General features: G+C 56.1%; 21 protein-coding genes, 1 pseudogene and 1 riboswitch. Of the genes and pseudogenes, 7 read left to right on the top strand and 15 right to left on the bottom strand.

What is annotated here, in order from left to right:
* Positions 1 to 342: 342 nt before the first annotated feature.
* Entirely contained in the window at positions 343 to 573 is a 231-nt protein-coding gene (locus B5E84_RS18460; RefSeq protein ID WP_087225878.1) for a hypothetical protein, read from the top strand.
* Positions 574 to 772: 199 nt separating this feature from the next.
* A pseudogene (locus B5E84_RS18455) lies at positions 773 to 1,039 on the top strand (transposase); the annotation flags it as partial.
* Positions 1,040 to 1,243: 204 nt separating this feature from the next.
* On the opposite strand, the gene B5E84_RS18450 reads toward B5E84_RS18455, so the two are convergent.
* From B5E84_RS18450 to coaBC, 10 genes are all read right to left on the bottom strand, one after another.
* A complete protein-coding gene (locus B5E84_RS18450; protein WP_087225875.1) occupies positions 1,244 to 1,837 on the bottom strand; it encodes a flavodoxin family protein in 594 nt (197 codons plus the stop codon).
* A 233-nt stretch (positions 1,838 to 2,070) separates the two neighbouring features.
* The gene (locus B5E84_RS18445) at positions 2,071 to 2,970 is read right to left on the bottom strand and encodes a MetQ/NlpA family ABC transporter substrate-binding protein (RefSeq protein WP_087225872.1); all 900 of its coding nucleotides are present in this window, start codon (positions 2,968 to 2,970) and stop codon (positions 2,071 to 2,073) included.
* Positions 2,971 to 3,038: 68 nt separating this feature from the next.
* On the bottom strand, positions 3,039 to 3,704 hold the full coding sequence (locus B5E84_RS18440) for a methionine ABC transporter permease (protein WP_087225868.1): 666 nt from the start codon (positions 3,702 to 3,704) through the stop codon (positions 3,039 to 3,041).
* Positions 3,694 to 4,710 (bottom strand): methionine ABC transporter ATP-binding protein, encoded by a 1,017-nt coding sequence (locus B5E84_RS18435; RefSeq protein ID WP_087225866.1) that lies wholly within the window; start codon positions 4,708 to 4,710, stop codon positions 3,694 to 3,696. Before B5E84_RS18435 ends, B5E84_RS18440 begins: the two co-directional genes overlap by 11 nt.
* 313 nt (positions 4,711 to 5,023) lie before the next feature.
* The gene (locus B5E84_RS20715) at positions 5,024 to 5,161 is read right to left on the bottom strand and encodes a hypothetical protein (protein ID WP_162612901.1); all 138 of its coding nucleotides are present in this window, start codon (positions 5,159 to 5,161) and stop codon (positions 5,024 to 5,026) included.
* 183 nt (positions 5,162 to 5,344) lie between these two features.
* Positions 5,345 to 6,772 carry a Sapep family Mn(2+)-dependent dipeptidase gene (locus tag B5E84_RS18430; RefSeq protein ID WP_087225862.1) on the bottom strand — a complete coding sequence of 476 codons (1,428 nt, stop codon included), beginning with the start codon at positions 6,770 to 6,772 and terminating at the stop codon, positions 5,345 to 5,347.
* A 37-nt stretch (positions 6,773 to 6,809) separates the two neighbouring features.
* Entirely contained in the window at positions 6,810 to 7,256 is a 447-nt protein-coding gene (locus tag B5E84_RS18425; protein ID WP_087225858.1) for a GatB/YqeY domain-containing protein, read from the bottom strand.
* Positions 7,257 to 7,409: 153 nt separating this feature from the next.
* A complete protein-coding gene (locus tag B5E84_RS18420) occupies positions 7,410 to 9,002 on the bottom strand; it encodes a peptide chain release factor 3 (RefSeq protein WP_087225855.1) in 1,593 nt (530 codons plus the stop codon).
* Between the two features lie 124 nt (positions 9,003 to 9,126).
* Positions 9,127 to 9,657 carry a dihydrofolate reductase family protein gene (locus B5E84_RS18415; protein WP_087225852.1) on the bottom strand — a complete coding sequence of 177 codons (531 nt, stop codon included), beginning with the start codon at positions 9,655 to 9,657 and terminating at the stop codon, positions 9,127 to 9,129.
* A gap of 97 nt (positions 9,658 to 9,754) precedes the next feature.
* A complete protein-coding gene (gene coaBC, locus B5E84_RS18410) occupies positions 9,755 to 10,960 on the bottom strand; it encodes a bifunctional phosphopantothenoylcysteine decarboxylase/phosphopantothenate--cysteine ligase CoaBC (RefSeq protein ID WP_087225849.1) in 1,206 nt (401 codons plus the stop codon).
* Positions 10,961 to 11,267: 307 nt separating this feature from the next.
* Between coaBC and B5E84_RS18405 the strand changes: the two genes are divergently transcribed.
* The gene (locus tag B5E84_RS18405; RefSeq protein ID WP_087225847.1) at positions 11,268 to 12,041 is read left to right on the top strand and encodes a type III pantothenate kinase; all 774 of its coding nucleotides are present in this window, start codon (positions 11,268 to 11,270) and stop codon (positions 12,039 to 12,041) included.
* Positions 12,042 to 12,322: 281 nt separating this feature from the next.
* Here B5E84_RS18405 and B5E84_RS18400 read toward each other — a convergent pair whose 3' ends face one another.
* From B5E84_RS18400 to B5E84_RS18385, 4 genes are read right to left on the bottom strand one after another with little or no spacing between them, the layout of a single operon-like run.
* Positions 12,323 to 13,054, bottom strand: coding sequence for a TatD family hydrolase (locus B5E84_RS18400; RefSeq protein ID WP_087225844.1), 732 nt, complete (start codon positions 13,052 to 13,054; stop codon positions 12,323 to 12,325).
* On the bottom strand, positions 13,051 to 13,836 hold the full coding sequence (locus B5E84_RS18395; RefSeq protein WP_087225841.1) for an ABC transporter ATP-binding protein: 786 nt from the start codon (positions 13,834 to 13,836) through the stop codon (positions 13,051 to 13,053). Before B5E84_RS18395 ends, B5E84_RS18400 begins: the two co-directional genes overlap by 4 nt.
* 28 nt (positions 13,837 to 13,864) lie before the next feature.
* A complete protein-coding gene (locus B5E84_RS18390; protein ID WP_242963440.1) occupies positions 13,865 to 14,965 on the bottom strand; it encodes an ABC transporter substrate-binding protein in 1,101 nt (366 codons plus the stop codon).
* Entirely contained in the window at positions 14,962 to 15,738 is a 777-nt protein-coding gene (locus tag B5E84_RS18385) for an ABC transporter permease (protein ID WP_087225839.1), read from the bottom strand. The genes B5E84_RS18390 and B5E84_RS18385 overlap by 4 nt, the downstream gene beginning before the upstream one ends.
* Positions 15,739 to 15,906: 168 nt before the next feature.
* A riboswitch (TPP riboswitch) is annotated at positions 15,907 to 16,010 on the bottom strand.
* A 125-nt stretch (positions 16,011 to 16,135) separates the two neighbouring features.
* Here B5E84_RS18385 and sigG point away from each other — a divergent pair.
* The 4 genes from sigG to B5E84_RS18365 all read left to right on the top strand — a co-directional run bounded on the left by sigG (position 16,136) and on the right by B5E84_RS18365 (position 19,497).
* A complete protein-coding gene (gene sigG, locus B5E84_RS18380; protein ID WP_087225837.1) occupies positions 16,136 to 16,912 on the top strand; it encodes an RNA polymerase sporulation sigma factor SigG in 777 nt (258 codons plus the stop codon).
* A 95-nt stretch (positions 16,913 to 17,007) separates the two neighbouring features.
* Positions 17,008 to 17,274 (top strand): helix-turn-helix domain-containing protein, encoded by a 267-nt coding sequence (locus B5E84_RS18375; protein WP_087225834.1) that lies wholly within the window; start codon positions 17,008 to 17,010, stop codon positions 17,272 to 17,274.
* Between the two features lie 380 nt (positions 17,275 to 17,654).
* Positions 17,655 to 18,587: a mannose-6-phosphate isomerase, class I gene (gene manA, locus B5E84_RS18370; protein ID WP_087225831.1), complete on the top strand. Its 933-nt coding sequence runs from the start codon at positions 17,655 to 17,657 to the stop codon at positions 18,585 to 18,587.
* A gap of 37 nt (positions 18,588 to 18,624) precedes the next feature.
* Positions 18,625 to 19,497 (top strand): ROK family protein, encoded by an 873-nt coding sequence (locus B5E84_RS18365; protein ID WP_087225828.1) that lies wholly within the window; start codon positions 18,625 to 18,627, stop codon positions 19,495 to 19,497.
* An 86-nt stretch (positions 19,498 to 19,583) separates the two neighbouring features.
* On the opposite strand, the gene B5E84_RS18360 is transcribed toward B5E84_RS18365, so the two are convergent.
* Positions 19,584 to 22,592, bottom strand: coding sequence for a doubled motif LPXTG anchor domain-containing protein (locus B5E84_RS18360; protein WP_162612900.1), 3,009 nt, complete (start codon positions 22,590 to 22,592; stop codon positions 19,584 to 19,586).
* Positions 22,593 to 22,806 lie beyond the last annotated feature (214 nt).

Raw genomic sequence — 22,806 nt, 5'->3', positions numbered from 1 at the left:
ACAATGTGGCAGCCGAATTCCAACATAACCTGTTTTACTTGGTCCACAAACTGATTCAGATCAGCAGGATTCTGCATAAACTTTTTCATGATTTCTTCTAACTGGGGGATTCCATTTTCTGTAAAATGCTGTATACTATTTAACATAAGATGACCTCTTTTCTCGTATGTGTTTTTGTGGTGATTACATTATACTATAAAAAGAGGTCGTCTTATTTTTTTATTTTTTGAAATTACCCAGGTAAAGTTACACTATCGAATAAAACGGTATCGCATGAATAACACTTGTGCTTATTCCTCTTGACTGCTATAATATAACATATAATCAAAGGAGGACATTGCGATGGAACTTTATATTGATTGTGGCGGTGAAATGAAGTATATCGGTAATAGAGAGTGGGAATGTACTAAATGTGGCACTATTTATGGCATTGAAGGTGCTGGGCATGACTATGATGATGATGAGGGCGAAAGATTGAGTGTTTGGGACGCTGCGGCAATCTGGGCATCACATGGTAAAGATGAAGATTATATGTTTGGCTATACGGAAGATGAACTTGAAAATGCTTTATAAAAAGTATTAAGATGGCTACTGTTTAAAAAGTGGTCATTTTTTCTTTCAAAAACCGAGGAAATATAATATCAAAAATCAATTAGTTAATTGAATTTCTGCTATCAAAATAAAAAAATGAGTGTTTGTAGCGTTTTTATTTTGACCTATCGTGTGATAGGTCATTTTTTATATAAATATGCTGGTAAGGATCCCTCTCTAAAAATACTCAGTATCAAAAATCGTAGGATGTTTGAAAGGGAAATCAAGCCTAATGATCTTTAAAAAACACGCAAATTTAAAGTATAAGTATGGGAATCGACATTTCTGGTGCCGAGGGTATTTCATAGATACAGTGGGAAAAGATGTATCAGCGATAAAGGCGTCTATCCAAAATCAACTGAAAGAAGATTTAGAATATGACCAGATGTCGATAGTAGAGTACATAGATCCGTTTACGGGAAAGCCGGTAAGGAAACACAAGAAATAAACCACTTGGAGTGGTGGTAGGAAGTCAAAGCAAACCAGCAAGCCCCATATGGGGCTGCACCGGAGAAAGGAAACACTAAGAAAGGCCCTTATAAAGACAGTGCAAGCCACCGGCTTAGCCGGTGGTCTTGACTCTCTCTATTATTCCATAGGAAATCGCATCACGGGGGTTCACATATCCCTTTTCCGCATTTTCCTATTTCCCCTACTCCCCATCCCTGCCGTACACCGTCAGCCCAAACCGGTACGCCGTCTCCAAATGGTCCGTCTCCTGGATTCTGGGACGTCCATTGGTGTCGCCGCAGCCTCCGGCCAGTACCATCCCGCGGTCCCGAAAACCGATGTAGCGCACCAGGGCGAACCGGTAGTAGGACACGGCCTGTTCAAAGGTCCAGAAGAAATTGTCCGCTGCCGTCATAAGAAGGGCGCAGTCCTTCACCGGGTATTTCTCGTAGCGGCCGAAGGGCGGGTTGGGATCTTCCTCGGCCATGCAGTAAAACCGCTCGATAAAAGCCTTCAGCCTGGCGGACACGGTCCAGAAATACAGGGGCGAGGCGAACACCACCAGATCCGCTCCCTGGATTTTCGGTATCAGGCTGTTGAAGGCGTCCTTCTGCACACAGGGCTTTCCGTAGCGGCAGGCGTTGCAGCCGAGACAGCCCTTCACTTCCTCTTTCACAAGGGAAACCGTCTCCACCCGGTGTCCCGCCTCCTCCGCTCCCCTGCGGAAGGCCTCCGCCAGCTGAGCCGTATTCCCCCTCGCCCGGCCTCCGCCAAGCACAATCAGAATCTGTTTCATACTTCCTCCTCATAAAAAGTGTGCACCAAGCGCACACTCGCGCCGAGGCGCGGCCTGCGCCAGCAGCCATCTTCCCTTGCGCGGAGTGCGCCGAGGCGCGGCTGCGCCAGCAGCCATCTTCCTCCGCGCGGCTACACCGGCGCACCCATGCAGAAAACGGCGCGGCCCCAGGCCGCACCGCTCTCCCTCTGTCTGTTTTGTCTGATTTGTCCGTCCTGCGCGTACATTCCCGATTAGTCTAAGGGAACCACAGCGCCGCCGTAGGTGGTGTCGATAAACGTCTTGATCTCGTCGCTCTTTAACACCTCTACCAGGGCCTGGATGGCCGGATCGTTCTCGTGGCCCTCCTGAACGGCGATCACGTTGGCGTACTTCTCCGCTGCCTCAGAGTCGGAGGCCTCCACCGCCAGGGCGTCGCTTACGCTTAAGCCGGCGTCAATGGCGTAGTTTCCATTGATAACGGCCACGTCCACGCTCTCCAAGGATCTGGGAATCTGAGCTGCCTCGATCTCCACGATCTCCAGGTTCTTCGTGTTCTCCTCAATGTCGTTCTTCGTCGCTGCCAGGCCCGCGCCCTCTTTCAGCTTGATTAAGCCCTGGGCCTCTAAGAGCAGAAGGGCTCTGGCCTCGTTGGTGGCGTCGTTGGGAACGGCTACCTGCGCTCCGTCCGCCAGCTCCTCCAGGGTGGCAGTTTTTCCGGCGTAGATGCCGAAGGGCTCGTAGTGAATGGCGCCGCCGTTTCCTAAATGAGTGCCTCTCTCCGCGTTAAAATCCTCCAGGTAGGTGATGTGCTGGAAGTAGTTGGCGTCTAAGTCGCCGCTCTCCAGGGCCAGGTTCGGCTGTACGTAGTCCACGTACTCCACAATATCCAGCTCGTAGCCCTTGGCCGCCATAGCCTCCTTGGCCGCCTCTAAGATCTCCGCGTGAGGTGCCGGGCTGGCGCCTACGGTCAGTTTCTCCAGCTCCGCGTCTGCCGCGGGCTCCGTGGCCTCTCCGCTCTCCGCGGTGGTCTCCGCCCCGCTCTCTGCGGCCGTGGTCTCCGCAGCCGTAGTCTCCGTTTTCTGGCCTCCGCAGGCCGCCAGCGCTGCCGCGGCCAGTACCGCCGCCGCTACAAGTCCGATGTTCTTCTTCATAATTGTGTTCCTCCTGTTGATTTTATTTGCCGTTTCCCGGCATATATGTGTAACCGCCCAGGGCAGGATTACCGGATTCGTCTGTCCGTGGCTCTGGAAAGCCGCATCATCACTTCCTGAATGATCTGGACAATGATCACCAGGATGGCCGCCGTCACAAACATCAGCCCCGCCTCATAGCGGTAGTAGCCGTGATTGATGGCGATGGCTCCCAGGCCGCCGCCGCCCACGAAACCGGCCATGGCGGAATAGCCTAAGATGGTGGTGATGGAAATGGCCGCTCCCACTAACAGGGAGGGCTTTGCCTCCGGAAGCAGGACCTTCCACACGATCTGAAAGGTGCTGGCCCCCATGGATTTGGCCGCCTCGATCACCCCGGCGTCCACCTCTTTAAAGGAGGATTCCACCATTCTGGCGATGTAAGGCGCCGCCGCGATCACCAGGGGCGGCACAATGGCCTTGGCCCCCACCAGGGTACCCACCAGGGCCTTGGTGATGGGGATCACCATGATCAGCAGAATGATAAAGGGCACTGCCCGCAGCAGGTTGATGGCCAGGCCCAGAAGGCCCTGGACAATGGGAAGGGGGCGGATCCCGTCCTTATCGGTGACCACCAGGATGATTCCCAGGGGAATGCCGATCAGGTAGGAAAGGGCGGAAGAAAGGAATACCATGTAAAGGGTCTCCCCAATTCCTTCTATGAGCATATTGACAGTGGCAGAATCAAAAATCATCTCTCGTTACCTCCTCGTAAGGAATTCCGGCCGTAGCCAGGTAGTTTAACACCCGTTTTTCCTCACCCTCATCCTTGGGCAGCTGAATGATCATCTGTCCCAGGGCCGTACCGTTCACGTCCTTGGTGGCGGCGTACATGATGTTCACCGGCACCTTGCAGGCCAGGATCAGGTTGGACAGCACCGGCTCATTGGAGGCCCGGCCGTCGAAGATGATGCGCACCAGCTTGGAATCCCCGAAGTCGGTGTGCACCGTGTCTCCCATGATCAGCTGACGTCCGATGGCGGATTTGGGATCAGAGAAAATCTCTGAAACGGCTCCCACCTCGGCGATGTGGCTCTTGTCAATGATGGCCACCCGGTCGCAGATGGCCTCGATCACGCCCATCTCGTGGGTGATGACGATGACCGTCACTCCCAGTTTCCGGTTGATCTCCTTTAAGAGCTGGAGAATGGCCTTGGTGGTGTTGGGGTCCAGGGCGCTGGTGGCCTCGTCGCAGAGGAGCACCTTCGGGTTGGTGGCCAGGGCTCTGGCAATGGCTACCCGCTGTTTCTGCCCGCCGGAGAGCTGGGCCGGATAGGCGTTTTCCCGGTCGGAAAGGCCTACCATTTCCAAAAGCTCCCTGGCCCTCTTTACAGCCTCGTCCTTCGGTGTTTTCTGCAGCTCCATGGGGAAACACACATTCCGCAGCACGTTCCGCTGGGACAGCAGGTTAAACTGCTGGAAAATCATTCCCATGGACTTGCGGGCCTGATTGATGCCCGCCCGGCCCAGGCTCTTTAGGCTGGTGCCCTCAAACACCACGTCTCCTGAGGTCGGCGCCTCCAGGTAGTTGATACAGCGCACCAGGGTGCTCTTTCCCGCTCCGGAAAGGCCGATGATGCCGAAAATCTCTCCTGCATAAATATCCAGATTAATGTCCTCCAGGGCTTTCACGGTGCCGTTCGCCGTTTTAAATTCCTTGCCCAGATTGGTCAACCGTATGATCGGTTCTCTCTGCTCCATTTTTTGATTCTCCTTTTTTCAGACAGTGGAACGGGGTCGCGCTATGGGAACTGTGTCCCGGATCCCGGATTGCTCCGTGCTCCGCACTCCCGCAATCCTGCAAAACCATTCATAATCCGCTCGTTTTCTGCGAAAACGGCTCCTTATTCATGGTTTTGGCGGGTCTAAAATTCAAAATCCCTCCTGCAAGCAAGCTTGCGTCGGGGTTTTGAACTTTATCCCCTGGTATCTCAAAACACAAAAGCGGGCCCATGGTCTTTCTCCATGGGCCCGCTGAAAAATTCTTGTTTTGGGATCGTCTCAAACGAAACCGTTACGCCTGCTCACAAAAACCATTGTCACAACTGCATTCAATTTTGGCATACTCAAACATACGGCACATGACCATCATCATGCCGCACATCATCATATCCATCATCATGCTGTTGTTCATAGCCTTCGCTGCAAACATCCTGGTTCCTCCTGAGACGGCCTCCGGTGTTCCGGCTGCCTTTGTTATGGTGTATTCTATTGCAAAATCATCCATCTGTCAAGCATAAATTTGCACAGGGCGGAAACGAACGTGGAAACAAAAACGCCTCCGCCCGCGAAAAACCGCCGTTTTTTCCGGTTCCGCTCTCCGTTTTTCCCCTCTTTACCGGCACAGCTCCACAATGGCCTGGGCGAAGATTTTCGCGCTGATCATCAGCTCGTCAATCACCGCGAACTCGTCGGCGCCGTGCATCCGGTTGTCCGTCTCCGGCATGGACGCGCCGAAGGCCACCCCGTTTTTCAGGTCGTGGACGTAGGTGCCGCCGCCGGTGGACTTGCACTCTCCCTTCCTGCCGGTGTACGCCTCGTACACCTTTAAGAGGGTCTGCACAAAATGAGAGTCTCCCGGCACATGGTGAGGCGGGTTCATGCTGTCAGAGAGGAACTGAAATCCCTTTTCCTCCATGGCGGCCTTCACCGGCTTTAACACGTTCTCCTCGTTGGCGCAGATGGGGCAGCGGCTGTCAAACCAGCCCTCCAGGCCCGTCTCCGTCACCTCCAGAAGGCTGAATACCAGGGTCAGAGGCCCGGAAACCTCGTCCTCCATCTGTACGCCCAGAGCCTTGCCCCGGCAGTCGCCGTGGGGGATCAGCTCCTCCAGGGCCTTTAAGGCCTTTGTCTGGCCGCAGGGCGCTAAGGGCAGGCGGTTTGCCAGGTAGACCAAGGCAGTGAGGGCGTTGTTTCCGTCGTCGGGATGGGCCGCGTGGGCGCCTTCGCCGATGGCCGTCACCTTCGCCATCTCGTCCCCCTTCTCCACGGTGTAATCGCTGTACTCCGCCTCAAAATGGACGCCGATGGCGCCTTCCGCCTCCTTCATGGCAGCCTCCAGCACCTCCGGGGACACGCCCTGGAATACGGCCTCCGCCTTTCCGGGAAGGACGTTGATCTTAAGGCCGGCGTGGATGGCGCAGAGCCTGGGCAGAACCTCGCTCTTTTCCCACTCTGCCGTGAAATGGCCCCGCAGGGAGCCCTTCTCCGTGTTGATCACCGGGAAACTGGCGTCCGGGGAAAAGGTCATGGGCGCCTCCTTCTCCTCCGCGTAGTAGTGGGGGATGTCAGAGCTGCCGCACTCCTCGTCCGTGCCTAAGATCAGGCGCACGTTCTTGGAAACGGGGATGCCGCACTCCTTCACGGCCCGCATGGCGTAGAGGGCGGCCACCGCCGGTCCCTTGTCGTCCGCCGTGCCGCGGCCGTAGAGTTTGCCGTCCTTTTCCAGGGGCTCAAAGGGGGCCGTCACCTGCCAGCCTTCGCCGGCGGGCACCACGTCTAAGTGAGCCAGGATGTCAAGCCCCGGCTCCTTGTCGTTTAAATCGGCGGTTCCCACGTAGTTGTCATAGTTGCGGACGGAAAAGCCGTAGCCCTCCGCCATGGTCAGGGCCATCCCCAGGGCCGCGCAGACGCCCTCGCCGTAGGGCATTCCCTCCCGGTAGGGCATTTTCTCGCTGTTGATGCGGCACAGGGCCTTGATGTCGTTTAACATTTCCTCTTTGTGGCTGTCGATGTAGCTCTCTATGATCTCACGGTATTCCATTGTCTTCCCTCCGATTCTCGTCATTTTCGCCAGAACTCTACTGGAGCATGGCGCCCAGCACCTGATTCACCGCTTTGCCGTCGGCCTTTCCCTTTACCCGCGGCATCAGCTCCTTCATAATCCGTCCCTTGTCCTTCCCCGTGGGGGCCTCAATGCCCAGCTCCGAAAGCACCTGGCTGATCACCTCCCGGATCTGCTCCTCGTTCATGTCCTCCGGGGCGAACTGCTGGTAGACCTTCATGCGGAACTCCGCCTCGTTTTTGATGTCATCCCGTCCGTCAGGGGCGGACTCGTAGGTCTCCTTTAACTGCTTGATCTCCTTTTTCACCACCGCGTTCTCCTCATCCTCCGTGAGGGGCTCCCGCTTGTCGATCTCCGCGTTCTTTAACGCGGAAAGGAGCATGGAAAGAGCGTCCTTTTTCTCCTTCTCTTTTGCCTTCATGGCCTCCACCATGGCGGCTCTCACTACGTCGATCTTGCTCATGTCTTTCCTTCCTTTCTGCCGGGACGGGGACTCCGCCCGGACTACGCGCTCCCCGTGGAAACAGCCGCAGGAATCCCATTTCCCGGCGGCCCCTTCCCGCGGGGCACCGGTTCGCGGCCGTAAAAGGCCGTTTCCCGGTTTTCCAATCCGTCCTTAGTTTTTGCCGAATTCGCTTAACACCAGGCCGGGATTTCTCTCCAGCACCATGCCCACGCTCCAGCTGTTGATAAACAGGAGGAGGGGATTGCCCTTCAGATCCCGGATCCGTTTCATATCGGAGGTTCCCTGGATCCTGGCCACGTCCACCTCGCCCTCGTTCTCCACCCAGCGGATGTACTCGTAGGGCAGCTTATCCAGCCTTACTTCTACATTGTACTCATTCTGCAGGCGGTACGTCAACACCTCAAACTGCAGCTCGCCCACAACGCCCACGATGATCTCCTCCATGCCGGTGTTGAACTCCTGGAAGATCTGGATGGCGCCCTCCTGGGCGATCTGGTTGACGCCCTTTAAGAACTGTTTCCGCTTCATGGTGTCCATCTGCCGCACTCTGGCGAAATGCTCCGGCGCGAAGGTGGGGATGCCCTCAAACTCAAACTTCTCCCCGGAGCTGCACAGGGTGTCTCCAATGGAGAAAATGCCGGGGTCGAACACGCCGATGATGTCCCCGGCGTAGGCCTCCTCCACGATCTTCCTGTCCTGGGCCATCATCTGCTGGGGCTGGGACAGGCGGATCTTCTTGCCGCCCTGGACGTGATTTACCTCCATGCCTGCCTGGAAACGGCCGGACACGATGCGCATAAAGGCGATGCGGTCCCGGTGGGCCTTGTTCATGTTGGCCTGGATCTTGAACACGAAGGCGGAAAACTGCTCCTCAAAGGGATCCACCTCCCTGGTGATGGCCCGTCTGGGCAGAGGCGAGGTGGTCATGTTTAAAAAGTGCTCCAGGAAAGTCTCCACGCCGAAATTGGTGAGGGCAGAGCCGAAGAACACCGGGGAAAGCTGTCCGGCGCTCACCTTTTCCTGGTCAAACTCGTCGCTGGCCCCGTCCAAAAGCTCGATGTCGTCCATCAGCTGCTGATGGTAGATGGGCCCGATCACGGACTCCACCTCCTCGCCCTCCACGTCAAACTCCTGGGAGGCCACTTCCTTCTGTCCGCCCATGGCAGCAGTGAAGGTGGTGATCTTCTTCGTAAACCGGTCGTAAACGCCTTTGAAATTCTTTCCGCAGCCGATGGGCCAGTTGATGGGGCAGGTGCGGATGCCCAACACGCTCTCGATCTCGCTCATCAGCTCAAAGGGATCTCTGGCCTCCCGGTCCATCTTGTTGATAAAGGTGAAAATGGGGATTCCCCGCATGACGCACACCTTAAACAGCTTGATGGTCTGGGCCTCCACGCCCTTGGAGCCGTCGATGACCATGACGGCGGAGTCCGCCGCCATCAGGGTCCGGTAGGTGTCCTCCGAGAAATCCTGATGTCCCGGCGTGTCCAGAATGTTGATGCAGTAGCCCTCGTAGTTAAACTGGAGCACCGACGAGGTGACGGAAATTCCCCTCTCCTTCTCAATCTCCATCCAGTCGGAAACGGCGTGTTTCGTGGCCTTCCGCCCTTTTACCGTTCCCGCCAGGTTGATCGCCCCTCCGTAGAGCAGGAATTTCTCCGTAAGGGTGGTCTTTCCTGCGTCCGGGTGGGAGATAATCGCAAATGTCCTTCTTCTCTTGATCTCATCCGCTATATTAGCCAAGGTATGTCCTCCGTATCTGGTTCGTTTTCTTGATTCCGCTTTCTCTGATTCCACGGAAAATCTGCTTAAAAATAGGCGTTTTCTGGAAACGCCTTCTCCATTTTATTATGAAAAAGGCGGAAAGTCAACCGGGGGCCCGCTCATATATCAGCTCTGTGATCCCGCCCTGGGTGTCCGTCCGCAGCAGACGCAGGCGGCGCCTGGGCCTGCCGTCCTCAAAGAGCCGGATCCCGTCTCCGAGAAACACCGGAATCACAGAGAGGTGGAAACGGTCGATCCCGTCCGCCTCCATAAGCTGGCGGGCCAGGGCGGCGCCGCCGCAGACCCAGATGTCCTTTCCCGGTTCCGCCTTCAGCCGCCTCACCAGGGCCGCAGGGGTTTCGTCCGTAAAGGACACTCCCTCCGCCGGTTCCGGCCTCCGGTGGGTAAATACCCAGGTTTTTAAGCCCTCGTAGGGCCATTCTCCCGGAGACAGCTCCGTGACCACCTGATGATAGGTGTTCCATCCCATAAGCACCGTGTCCACATTCTCAATAAACCGGGAGTAGGAATCCCCCTCCGGTTCCTCCTGGCTCTCCAGCCAGTCTACGTTTCCGTCCCGCCCGGCGATGTAGCCGTCGGCGCTGACGGCGATAAATAAAACCACCTGTCTCATGGCCTGTCCTCTCTTTCCAGCTCCGGGGAGTCCCCGGAAATGCAGAGGGCCGTGAGCTCCTTCTCGTCTCCACGGAATACGTTCATGTATCCCCGTCTCACGCTTTCCTCGCTTCCATCTCCTCCAGGATCCCGTCCAAAAGCCGGTGGGCCACCTCATCCTTTGTCAGCATGGGTAGCTCTGTCTCTCTGCCGGAGGTAATCATGGTCACCACGTTGGTGTCCACTCCGAACCCGGCTCCGGCCACCTTCAGGTTGTTGGCCACGATCATGTCGATATGCTTTTTAGCCAGCTTTGCCCTGGAGTTTTCCAGCATATTCTGGGTTTCCATGGAGAATCCGCAGAGGAACTGCCCCTCTCTCCTGTGCTCTCCCAGCCAGGCTAAAATGTCATCCGTCCGCTCCAGGCGGATGGCCATTTCTCCATCCTTCTTTTTCACCTTCTCCGCGGCCACCTCCGCCGGGCGGTAGTCCGCCACCGCCGCCGCCTTGACCACAATGTCCTGTTCTCCCGAAAGGGCCTTCACCGCCTCAAACATCTCCCTGGCGCTGGTGACGTCCACCACCTTCACAAACCGGGGCTTTGCCACCTCCGTGTGGGCGGAAACCAGGGTCACCTCCGCCCCCCGCAGGGCCGCGGCCCGCGCTACCGCGTAGCCCATTTTTCCCGTGGAGTGGTTGGTGATGTAGCGCACCGGGTCGATGGCCTCCATGGTGGCTCCGGCGGTGACCAGCACCTTTTTCCCGGCCAGATCCTTTTCATAGGCCGCCGCTTTCACAATATAGTCAAAGAGCTCCTCCGGCTCCGGCATTTTCCCAGCTCCAGTGTCGCCGCAGGCTAAGTACCCTTCCGCCGGCTGGATGACCTCCATCCCGTATTTCCGGCAGATCTCAAGATTGTCCTGGAGGATGGGGTTCTGGAACATCCTGGTGTTCATGGCAGGGGCGATGAGTTTCGGGCACTGACAGGCTAAAAAGGTGGTGGTTAGCATATCGTCCGCCAGGCCGTGGGCCACTTTGGCGATCACGTTGGCCGAGGCGGGGGCGATGAGAAACACCGACGCCCGTTTCGCCAGGGCCACGTGCTCCACGCTGAACTGAAAATTCCGGTCGAAGGTCTCCACCATACATTTATTTCCCGTCAGGCTTTCAAAGGTGATGGGGTTGATGAAATTGGTGGCGTTCTCCGTCATGATCACCTCCACGTCGGCCTTCTGTTTCTTTAACATACTGGCCAGGCTGGCGATCTTGTAGGCGGCGATGCTGCCGGTCACCCCCAGAACCACTGTTTTTCCTTCTAACATAGTATTGCCTCCCATTGAGTTTTTTCTATGGTTATGGTATAAAATTATGAGAATGATGTTGGGGTCAAAAGGTATTTTGACCCCTATGATACCGGATTGTTTCGCACTACGTGCTCCCGCAATCCTCAAAAACATTCATAATCCGCTCATTTTTCTACGAAAAATGGCTGCTTATTCATGTTTTTGGCGGATCCCAAGGTCAAAAATCCTCTTGCAAGCAAGCTTGCATCGGATTTCCGACCTTTTGACCCTGGCATCATGAGAATAAGTATAACATGGTTTTTTGCCATTTGAAAGGAGTTCCTATATGATTTTGGCCATCGACATGGGAAACAGCAACATCGTGATCGGCGGGATCGACAGCGAGCGCATTTACTTTGAGGAGCGGGTCACCACCGACCGGAACAAGACGAACCTGGAGTACGCCATCGCCATGAAAAATATTCTGGAGATCCACGGCATCTCCCCCTCGGCCATCGAGGGATCCATCATTTCCTCCGTGGTTCCGCCCTTAAACAACACCCTCATCACCGCCATCAAAAAGATCACCGGAAAGGCTCCCATGCTGGTGGGCTCCGGGATGAAAACCGGGTTAAACATCATCATGGACAACCCTAAGACCACCGGCAGCGACATGATCGTGGATTCCGTGGCGGCCCTGCGGGAGTACCCGGCGCCCCTGATCATCATTGACATGGGCACCGCCACCACCATGTCCGTCATCGACCCGGCGGGCAACTACATCGGCGGCGTGATTCTGCCGGGCCTTCGCATCTCCTTGGACACCTTGAGCAGCAAGACGGCCCAGCTGCCCCAGATCAGCCTGGACACCCCCGGAAAGGTCATCGGGAAAAACACCATCGACTGTATGCGCTCCGGCATCATGTACGGCACCGCGTCCATGATCGACGGCATCATCGACCGCATGGAGGAGGAACTGGGACGGAAAACCACCATCATCGCCACCGGCGGCCTCTCCCGTTTCGTCATGCCTCTGTGCCGGCACGAGATTATGATTGACAATGCTCTGCTTTTGAAGGGATTGTTTATTTTGTATCAGAAGAATCAGAAGAATGGGTAATTGAGAAAGGGATTGAATTTGAAAGAGGCAGGCGGGGCTTTTGTGGGCTGCGCCTGCTTTTGAAATGGGGAAAAAGAGGGGGAACGGCCGTCGTTACAATCTTCTGTTCTAAACCTATCGAATTCGATAGGTTTAAAATTAGGGCTGTGAATTTGTTACCACAAACTTTGTCATGCAGAGTACACCTTTACCAAAGGCTTTTTTCGTCAGAAACAACTCTTTCTGTGATTCAAAGGGAGACCTTTCCGCCCTCCATCGCAGAACCGTCTCCCTCTCACAACTCACTCCTCATCCCCCACAAACCGCCAAAAATTCTCCTCCAGCCGCTCCAGAACCGCCTGCGGCTCCATCTTCTTTTCCGCGGCGATCCAGCGGGCGCTTTCGGAGAGCACCGCGGGGATCCCCTCTAAGGGAATGTTCTCACCTAAAGCCCATCTCACCGCCCCCAGGCCGTCCGTTTCCACCATCAGCCGGGAAATGTCAGCCATGCGGGCCACCTGCTGCACCGCCGGATTCTTCGCCACATCCGGGCCGACGGTGAAAAAGCAGTCCTGTTCCAGATAAAGCTCCAGCCATTTCAGATCAGAATACCAGTGCACCAGGTAGGTGTTTGGATAGCGCCGGATAAGCTCCGCCGCCTCCCGCTCCCTTCCCTTTACGTGGAGCACCACCGGTTTTCCCCCGGCGAAGGCCAGGGCCAACTGCCGTTCAAAGACCTGACGCTGCACCGTTTCGTCCACCTGGCACCACACGGAGTCCAGGCCGATCTCCCCGATGATCCGCGCCTGTTCCAGCCACGGCTCCATGGCCGTAAGCCCCTCCAGGGACGCCTTCCAGGGGTGGAGGCCATAGGCCTTTACCAGCCAGGAGCCGGACAGACCCGCCAGCTCTGCCGCCTCTTTTTCATCTCCAGCGCAGACCATGGTGGGGATATTTTCCCGCTCCCGGAACCGCCGTTCCTCCTCCGTTCCCAGATGGGCGTGGCCGTCGCAGACGGTGGCTTTCGCGCTCATGAGCGGGCCTCCTTCCGACCTGGTTCCATCTCCGCGCCAGCTGGGCCGTCCGTCCCCATAATCTCCCTGTGGATCCGCCTTCTGAGCTCTCCCTGGCCGTACAGCCAGTCCCGGTCCCGGCCTTCCGCCGGCGTCTCCGGCCTCAGCTCGCAGGTCACGTGAGAAGGACGTCCCCCTAAAATCAGGATCCGGTCTGACAGATAGATGGCCTCGTCCATGTCATGGGTTACCAAAAGCACCGTCCGATTCATCCGCCGGCGCATGGACAGCAGCCAGTCCTGCATTTCCCCGCGGGTGATCACGTCCAGGGCGCCGAAGGGCTCGTCCAGCAGCAGGATGTCCGACTTGCACAGGGCCGTCCGCAGAAAGGCCGCCCGCTGCCGCATTCCGCCGGAAAGGGCGGACGGGTACGCCTTTTCATAGCCGGAAAGGCCAAAGGCGGCCATGTTTTCCATGGCCTCCCTTCTGGCGTTTTCCAGGCCTCCGTGGATCCGCCCGTAGAGGCAGACGTTGTCCAGGATATTTTTCCAGGGAAACAGGAGGTCGTTCTGAGGCATATAGGCAAAGTGCTCCGACATCCCCCGCACCTCCCCGCCGTCCACAAAAATCTTCCCCTCCTGCGGGGTATGGACGCCGGTGAGCAGTTTTAGTATGGTGGATTTTCCGCAGCCGGACGCTCCCAGAATGCTGACAAACTCTCCCTCGCCCACCTGGAAATCCAGATGCTCCAGCACGTCCCGGTCCGGGTAGGAAAAGGAAAGCCCCGATACCTCCAGTTTCATAACTCCTCCATTCTCCGGGCGTTCCCGGTCATGATTCCGCCTGGGCAGACGGAAGGAACTCGTTGGTGTAGCAGTCCGCCGCCGGAATGTCCTTGTCGATCACCCCGTACTCCACCATGAAATCGGTGTAGTTGTCCCACACGCTGTCCTTCATGGTTCCCCAGGTCTCACTGTCCTCCATGTATTTGTCCGCCAGATAGGCCTGGGAACGGCTCAGCAGCTCCATATCGTAGTCGGGGGCGTACTTGTGCAGGATCTCCGCGCTCTCCTCCGGATGCTGGATGGCGTACTGATAGCCCTTCTCCGTGGCGCTTAAAAACCGTTTCACCATCTCCGGGCGCTCCTCCAGGGTCTTTTCGCTGGCGATCACCACCGGCGTGTAGTAGTCCAGGCGCTCGTCTAAATCCCGCAGGGGCATATAGGTGATGGGGAAGTCCTCCAGCTCACATTTTACGTTGTCCCAGGCCTCAAAGAACCACATCAGGTCCACCTGGTCCTTCAGAGCCGCAAAGCCGGCCCCGTCGGAGGTCACGATGTTTAACTTGGAAAAATCCGCTCCGGCCTGGGTCATCACCGCGTTCAGCACGGCGCTCTCCCCCGGTCCGCCCCAGCCGGCGTAGGTCTTGCCCTCAAAATCCTTGGGGGAGGTGATGTTTTTATCCTCGTAGGCCACAAAGCCGGAGGTGTTGTGCTGGATCAGGGTGGCAATGGCCTTGATGGGCAGGGGATCCTCCGATGCCAGGGCCACCGTCACGTCCTCCTGGTAGCTGATGCCGAAATCTCCCTTTCCCACGGCCACCAACGTAGCGGTAGCGCCCTCTGTGGGCTCCACGATGTTCACATTCAGTCCCATCTCCTCATAGTAGCCCTGGTCTAACGCCACGTACATTCCCGTGTGGTTGGTGTTGGCCACGTAGTCCAGGATCACGGTCACGTCCTCCATCGGGGCGCTGTCCTCGTCCTCTACAGGCTCCGTTTCCTCACTCTGGACGGCTGTGGTCTCCGCCGCGGAGGTTTCCGTCCCGCTCTCTGCCGGGGCATTGGCCCCGTTTCCACCGCCGCAGCCGGCAGCCGCCATCACCATGGCCGCGCAGAGCGCAGCCGCACAAAATCTTTCTCTCGTTTTCATCTTGTTCTCCTCCTCTTTTCTTCGTTTTTTTTCGCGTAGGGCATGGCCACCGCCTGGTACAGGCGGATCAGCCCGTTCATGCAAAGGCTCAAAGCCACGATCACCAGCACGCAGGCAAAGACCTTGTCCAGCATATAGCTGTTTTTCACCCGCAGCAGGTAGTAGCCCAGGCCGCTCTGGGCACCGATCCACTCTCCCACCACGGCGCCGCTGATGCTGTAGGTGGCCGCCACCTTAAGGCCTGACACCAGGCCGGGCACTGCCGCCGGGATCTTTACCAGACGGTAGGCCTCCCATTTCCCGGCTCCAAAGGAGCGCACCAGCTGCACGTACTCCTCATCCATCTGCCCTAAGGCATCCGTAAAGCTCACCGCCACGGGAAAGAAACACATGAGCACCACCGTCAGGATCTTCGGCGCGATGCCAAACCCCATGTAGATGATCAGGATCGGCGCCAGCACGATCATGGGCACCGTCTGGGTCACCACCAGCACCGGGTACAGACCGCTTTTCACCGCCGGAAAGGCGTCCATGGCGATTCCCAATGCCAGGGCCAGCACCAGGGCGATGGCCATTCCCGCGAAGGCCTCTCCCACCGTCACCTGGGCATGGCCCGCCAGGGTGGGCAATTCCTTTATCAGGCAGGTCACTACCTGGCTGGGGGCCGGCAGCACGTAAAGGGGGATGTCCTTCATCCGCACCACTGCCTCCCATATCACCAGAAGGCCCGCGATCAGGGCCGCCGGAGCCGCCCGGTTTTTCCATTTTTCCATCTTTTCACCTCGTTTCTCTCCCCTGGGGAAACACCTCCGGTACACAAACGTGTGAGTGATCCCGCCCACGCCCGCCGGAACGCGGCTGCGCCGGAAACCATGTTCCTCCGCGCGGCCTGCGCCCGGTTTCCTATGACACAAAAGGCCCCCGCAGGTACAGCGGGAGCCGGATTTGTCTCACTATTTCCCTACGTTGGCATTACCCAAATCAGGTTGCGGGTCGAAACTTCCTTTCCTCTCAGCCTGCCGGACAGGCTCCCCGTTTTCTCTTACAACGTGAAATTTTAGCACAGCCGTTCTGGTTTGTAAAGGAAAATTACAGAATCTGGAAGTATAAAAGCCTCCGGCTGGGTGAATGATTCCTGTATAACAACTAAGATGCGGAGGTAAGGAACCTATGTCCGGATACAAGGTAGAAATCTGCGGGGTGAACACCGCAAAGCTCCCCCTGCTCACCAATGAAGAAAAGGACGCTTTGTTTCAGCGGATCCTGGCCGGCGACAAGCAGGCCAGGGAAGACTACATCAAAGGAAATCTCCGTCTCGTGCTCAGCGTCATCCAGCGCTTTTCCAGCAGCAGCGAGAACGTAGACGACTTATTCCAGATCGGCTGCATCGGCCTCATCAAGGCCATCGACAACTTCGACATCACCCAGAACGTGCGCTTTTCCACCTACGCCGTCCCCATGATCCTGGGGGAGGTGCGCCGCTATCTGCGGGACAATAACTCCATCCGGGTGAGCCGCTCCCTGCGGGACACCGCCTACAAGGCCATCTACGCCAGGGAAACCCTGATGAAGAAAAATTTAAAGGAACCTACCATCATGGAGATCGCCGAGGAGGTGGGCATCAGCAAGGAGGAAATCACTTACGCCTTAGACGCCATCCAAAGCCCGGTGAGCCTCTACGAGCCGGTTTACACCGACGGCGGCGATCCCCTCTACGTCATGGACCAGATCAGCGACAAGAAAAACCTGGAGTCCAACTGGGTGGAAAACATCTCCTTAAATGAGGCCATGAAACGCCTTCCGGAGCGGGAGCGCCACATCATCGACCTGCGGTTTTTCGAGGGAAAGACCCAGACGGAGGTGGCGGAGGAAATCCACATCAGCCAGGCCCAGGTGAGCCGCCTGGAGAAAAACGCGTTAAAGACCATGCGCGCCTATTTAAGCTGAATATCTGTTCTATTATCTATATATGGAAATTGTCGTGATATGGATAATATGCAAAATTGGATATTTACAGTTTAATGATAATAGGAGGCGATGCTATGGTTACCTATGAGCGTTTATGGGAAACGATGAAAAAGAAGAAAGTTTCCCAGTATCACCTGATTCATTACTGTAATGTCAGTTCCAGCCAGATTGACCGGCTGAAGAAAAACTGTTACGTGTCCACGCACACGATCGAAAAGCTCTGCTTTCTCCTGCAGTGCCGGGTGGAGGACATCATGACCGTCTACCCGGATCCGGAGCCAGAACCGGTATCGGAGGAACCGTCAACGTCCGCAGAACCTGTGGACGATCCGGAAAGCTAATTGTAATAAGTGTGCGCAGCAGCGCACACTTGCGCCGGAACGCGGCTGCCCTGATACGGAAAAATGCCTGTCACCTGGAATTCTTTCCCGGCGGCAGGTATTTCTTTTTATCACAGAACCATTTCTTATCCTCAAAAAGCACGGTTTCCGCAAACAGCCGTCCCGCTCCGGGCGAACCTTTCCTGAGCCGAACATTTCCATGCCATGGGGCGTTCCGTTTCCCATGGCCCAGACATCCATACGGGAGACAGAATTTTTCTCCATTTTCCTCTATTTCTCCCCTGTCTGACCTTCTTCCCCGCTTTTTTCTGGAACCGGTTGCATTTTCCCCGTATCCCGCTATAATGAAAGGTAGAGATTAAACCGCAAGGAGAACAGATATGAGAGAACTGATTTTTCTTCAGCCTGTATTCAAGCAGATGCTCTGGGGCGGTTCCCGCCTGGGCACGGAGTACGGTTATCCCATCCCCGGCGACCACACCGGAGAGGCCTGGGTAGTCAGCGCCCATAAAAACGGCGACTGTCCCATCAAAAACGGCTCCTTCCAGGGCAAAACCCTGGGCTGGCTCTGGGAAAACCATCCGGAGCTGTTTGGGAACACCGGACAGGAGGTATTCCCCCTGCTGGTAAAGATCATTGACGCCAGGGACGATTTGAGCATTCAGGTCCATCCTGACGACGCCTACGCCAGGGAACACGAAAACGGCTCCCTGGGAAAAACGGAGTGCTGGTACATTCTGGACTGTGACCCCGACGCCACCATCGTGGTGGGCCACAACGCCGGGACAAAGGACGAGCTCTGCCGGATGATCGACGAGAAACGCTGGATGGATTTAATCAAGATCCGCCCCATCAAAAAGGGGGACTTCTTCCAGATCGAGCCGGGCACCGTCCACGCCATCCGCAAAGGCACCCTGATCTTAGAGACCCAGCAGAATTCTGACATCACCTACCGCCTCTACGACTATGACCGCCTTCAGGACGGAAAGCCCAGAGAGCTGCACCTGCAAAAAAGCAAGGATGTCATCCGCTGTCCCCACACCGACGCGGCCACCGGCACGGAAACGGTACAGGGAGAGGGATTTACCCGCAGAACCTTAATCACCTGCCCCCTCTACCAGGTGGACAAATGGGACGTGACCGGCTCCGCCGTCCTTTCCCAGAACCACCCGTTCCTGATCGTGGACGTACTGGAGGGAGAAGGACGCGCCGACGGCCATCCCATCCGGAAGGGAGACCATTTCCTCCTTCCCTGGGGCTACGGCGACTGTCTCATTGAAGGAAACGTCAGCCTGATCACCTCTCACACCTGACAGGCTTTCAAAAAATAAAAACCGGAGGAACTGCCATATGAAATTTGGAGCATTAGAAGCCGGCGGCACCAAGATGGTGTGCGCCATCGGAAACGAAAACGGAGAGATCCTGGAGCGGATCTCCATCCCCACAGAGACGCCGGAAAAGACCCTTCCGGCCATCGCCGCCTTCTTCCAGGGAAAAGACATCGCCGCCCTGGGAATCGGCTGTTTCGGCCCCCTGGACGTCCACAAGGACTCTCCCACCTACGGCCACATCACCACCACGCCGAAACTGGCCTGGAGAAACTGCGACATTGTGGGATACTTAGAGAACGAGCTGCACGTTCCCGTGGGATTTGACACGGATGTAAACGGCTCCATGCTGGGTGAGGCCACCTGGGGCTGCGCGAAAGGCCTTGACACCGCCATCTACATCACCATCGGCACCGGCGTGGGCGTAGGCGTCCTGGCGGGAGGAAAGCTCCTCCACGGAATGCTCCACCCGGAGGCGGGCCACATCCTCCTCATCCCTCATCCCGACGACCACTACAAGGGAAAATGTCCCTACCACGGCACCTGCCTGGAGGGCATGGCCGCCGGCCCCGCCATCGAGGACCGCTGGGGCAAAAAGGCCTACGACCTGGCGGACAACCAGCAGGTGTGGGAGTTTGAGAGCTACTACATCGCCCAGGCCCTGGTCAACTACATTCTCACCCTCTCGCCCCAGAAAATCATCCTGGGCGGCGGCGTGATGCACCAGGAGCAGCTGATGCCCATGATCCGGGAGCAGGTGGCCAAGCTGTTAAACGGCTATGTGGAGACCCCGGAAATGCACGATCTGGAGAACTACATCGTCCTTCCCAGCCTGGACGACAACCAGGGCATTATGGGAGCGGTAAAGCTGGCTATGGAGGCCCTGGAGGGCTGATAGGCAGAGGAAAACGCAGCAGGCGGCTGCGGGATTTTCGTCCCGCAGCCGCCTGTGTTTTTGTTCTCAGTTTTTATGACAATGGGTCAGTTCTGCTCTCTCTTTCTGTTAAACAGCACGTAAGCCGCCGTCACAAGGCCGGAAAGCATGGCCAGCCACGTCGCCGCACTTCTCTCCTGTCCCGTCTTGGGAAGGGGAGACAGAGGCACGTTGTCCTCGTTGATTGCCACCGCTTCGTTATTTTCCGGAAGGGGGGCTAAGGGTACGGCGTCCTCCTCAATGGTCACGCCTGGGCCGCCGCCGGGGTTGTAGGGATCCCTGGGGCCGCTGCTGGAACCGCCGCCACCGCCGCTGCCGGAAGGACTTCCGCCGGAAGGCTCGTTATCGGGCTCATCGGTGGTGGGGGTTTTGGTGTAGTACACGTTGAAGATCAGGTTGCCGCTCATTGTGCCCGCGTAAACGGCGGAATCACAGCTGTCCCAATTATAGCCCTCGATTGCCTTCTGAATCTGCTCGGTCACGTCGTAGGCCTCGCCTCTGGTGTAGGTGCCGCTCACATAGGAGTCCGCCAGCTTGGTGTTGGTGTCCTTCTCGTAGTAGTTTACGATGATGGTGTACTGGATCTTGTTGGAGAAGTTGACCTCCAGCGTCTCTCCCTCCAGGCTCACCTGATAGGGCTCTGTCACCAGCTCGTAGCCTTCCGGCGCCTGTACCTCCTGGATGTAGTAAACACCCAGATCCAGTCCCGGAATGGTCACGGTTCCGTTCTCCGTCACAAAGTCTGCGCTCTGGGCCGCATCTGTGCTCCAGTCGCTGCCGGTGTAGTAGAGTTTCTGGTCGCCATCCATCTTGAACAGCTGGAAGGTGGCCGGGGCGGCGATGATGTTGCCGTCGTCGTCTACTTTGTGGATGGTGAGGGTGCCTTCGGTGATGATGCGATCCAGTTTAATGGTAGCATAATAATCTATGGGATAATTTTGATACGTATTATTCATTTCTCCACTAATAATTATACTTGTATCTAATTCACCCGTACCGAGTTTTTCTATATTCAATGAAGACAGTGCCTGATTGGCTTCTTCCCATACCGCCGAATTCTCAGTCATATATTGTGACACTGCAACAGCTCTAGAAAGTTTCATCGAATTGGCTTCTTCATGATAAGTCTTTCTCCCAACAGTAATTCCAATCAATCGCTGAAAATAAACATTATAAATCAATGCTCCAATTTCTGGTTCTATTTCAGCTATCTGAACAGAGAACGACTTCTTTTCTGGATAATCAATAACCCGACAATAACGTACATAAGGAAATGCGTTCTCTAATTTAGAATAAGCCTCCTCAAAACTGCTACCCTCATAGGGAACATCGAAAATAGCATTAACACCTCTAGCAGGTCCTAACATATCGCTAATTGCTCTCTCTGTCAAATCTGCAATACAATCTGCCCTAAGAAAATACTTATCATTGTAAAAATCTAAATACCACTGTGTCAATGGATATTCTAACTCAGCATACTCCGGTTTCTCCCTCAGAACATTATACAAATTTAACATATCATTAAGAGATATTTTGTCTTCTTTTTTACCAAATAATTCCTGCAAAGCTTGATTCGGATACCTAGCTGCCGCATAATTCAAAGATACCTCTTGTCCGTCAAACCCGATAGCATGAGCAATATCTCCCTCTGCTGCCACTTGATTTCGTAAATCAGGAGGTGCTACCACTAAACTGCCATTCTGATAACTGTATTGATTTCCTGACTCATTAATAAATCGTATACAAAGATTGATATAATCTCCAGGCTGCATTCCATTATAATCTTTATCTTCATACCACGCTACAACGCCTAAGACTGCATCGCTAATAGAAAATGTTAATTCATTTTCAGAAGTTTCCTCTATTATAACATCTATATAATAATTTTTCGTTTCTGAATCAAACACAATACTGTCATAATCAATCCGAAACGCCGATGACATCTCCTGATAATCCACATCCGAACCTGCTGTACCCGGATCCGGAATCTCCGCCGACATCGCCATCACCCCAGCCACAGCAAAGTCCACCTCAATCTCCACGTCCTCCTCCACATCAATGAGCACGTAGTTCTGGCGGCCGGTGCCGTTTTTCAGTTCGCTGCCGGTAGCGGTGACGATGGGGGCTACGTCCATTCCGTTGGCGGTGACACTGACGATCACGGCTCCCTCTCTGGGAACTACGGTGAAATACAGGCTCTCGCCCTTTTCCACCCGCTGCGGGCCTCTCACCGTTCCAAGCTCCTCATCACAGTAGTAATCAATGATAAAGGAGTCCTTTTCCGTATCGGTTCCGTCTTCGCTGACAATGCCGTTTGTTCCGGACTCTCCGCCGGTTCCGGCGCTGCCTGCTCCTCCTGCGCTGCCGGAATCTCCGACTGCCCCGCTTTCATCATCGGTGCCGGCGTCGCTATCCTCGTCGTCCGTCCCGGTTCCGTCATCTTCGTCGTCAGCTCCCGCTCCGTCATCTTCACCGTCCGTTCCAGTTCCATCATCCCCACCGTCGGTTGTGGTTCCATCATCCCCGCCGTCGGTTACCGTTCCGTCACCTTCGCCATCAGCTACAGTTCCGTCACCTTCGCCGTCGGTTTCCGTTCCTTCGTCTTCGCCATCCGTTCCAGTTCCGTCATCCCCGCCGTCGGTTACCGTTCCGTCACCTTCGCCGTCAGTTATCGTTCCGTCATTTCCATCGCCAGTTTCCGTTTCACCGGCTCCGTCATTTCCACTGCCGGTTTCCGTCCCACTGGTTTCGTCATTTCCACTGCCGGTTTCCGTCCCACTGGCTCCGTCATTTCCACTGCCGGTTTCCGTTCCACTGGTTTCGTTGTTTCCGCCGGTTTCACTGTTTCCGCCGCCGTTCTCCGTTCCGGTTCCCGTTTCCGTCCCGCCGGTCTCGCCGTTGTCTCCAAGGGAACCCGTCAGCTCTGTCTCATCCGCGAAACTCTCCAGCATTCCCACGCCGGCGCTGTTGCTCACCATTACGCCGGCCAGCGCCAGCACCAGTGCTTTCTGTAAGCGTTTCCTGCGCACCGGCCGTTTTCTGCTCTGACCTCTCATTGCCATTCACTCCTTCTTTTTATCCTTAACAGACGGCCCGAATACCGCCTGTCCCTACGAGTATAGCAGAGGTCATGTTACAGACAGAGTAATTTGGGGGGGGGGGGGGGGGGGGGGGGGGGGGGGGGGGGGGGGGGGGGGGGGGGGGGGGGGGGGGGGGGGGGGGGGGGGGGGGGGGGGGGGGGGGGGGGGGGGGGGGGGGGGGGGGGGGGGG

Source organism: Lachnoclostridium sp. An14, assembly GCF_002160755.1.
Lineage (GTDB): Bacteria > Bacillota > Clostridia > Lachnospirales > Lachnospiraceae > Lachnoclostridium_A.
Note: the sequence above shows the minus strand (reverse complement) of the source record. Positions and strands in the feature narration are given on the sequence as shown.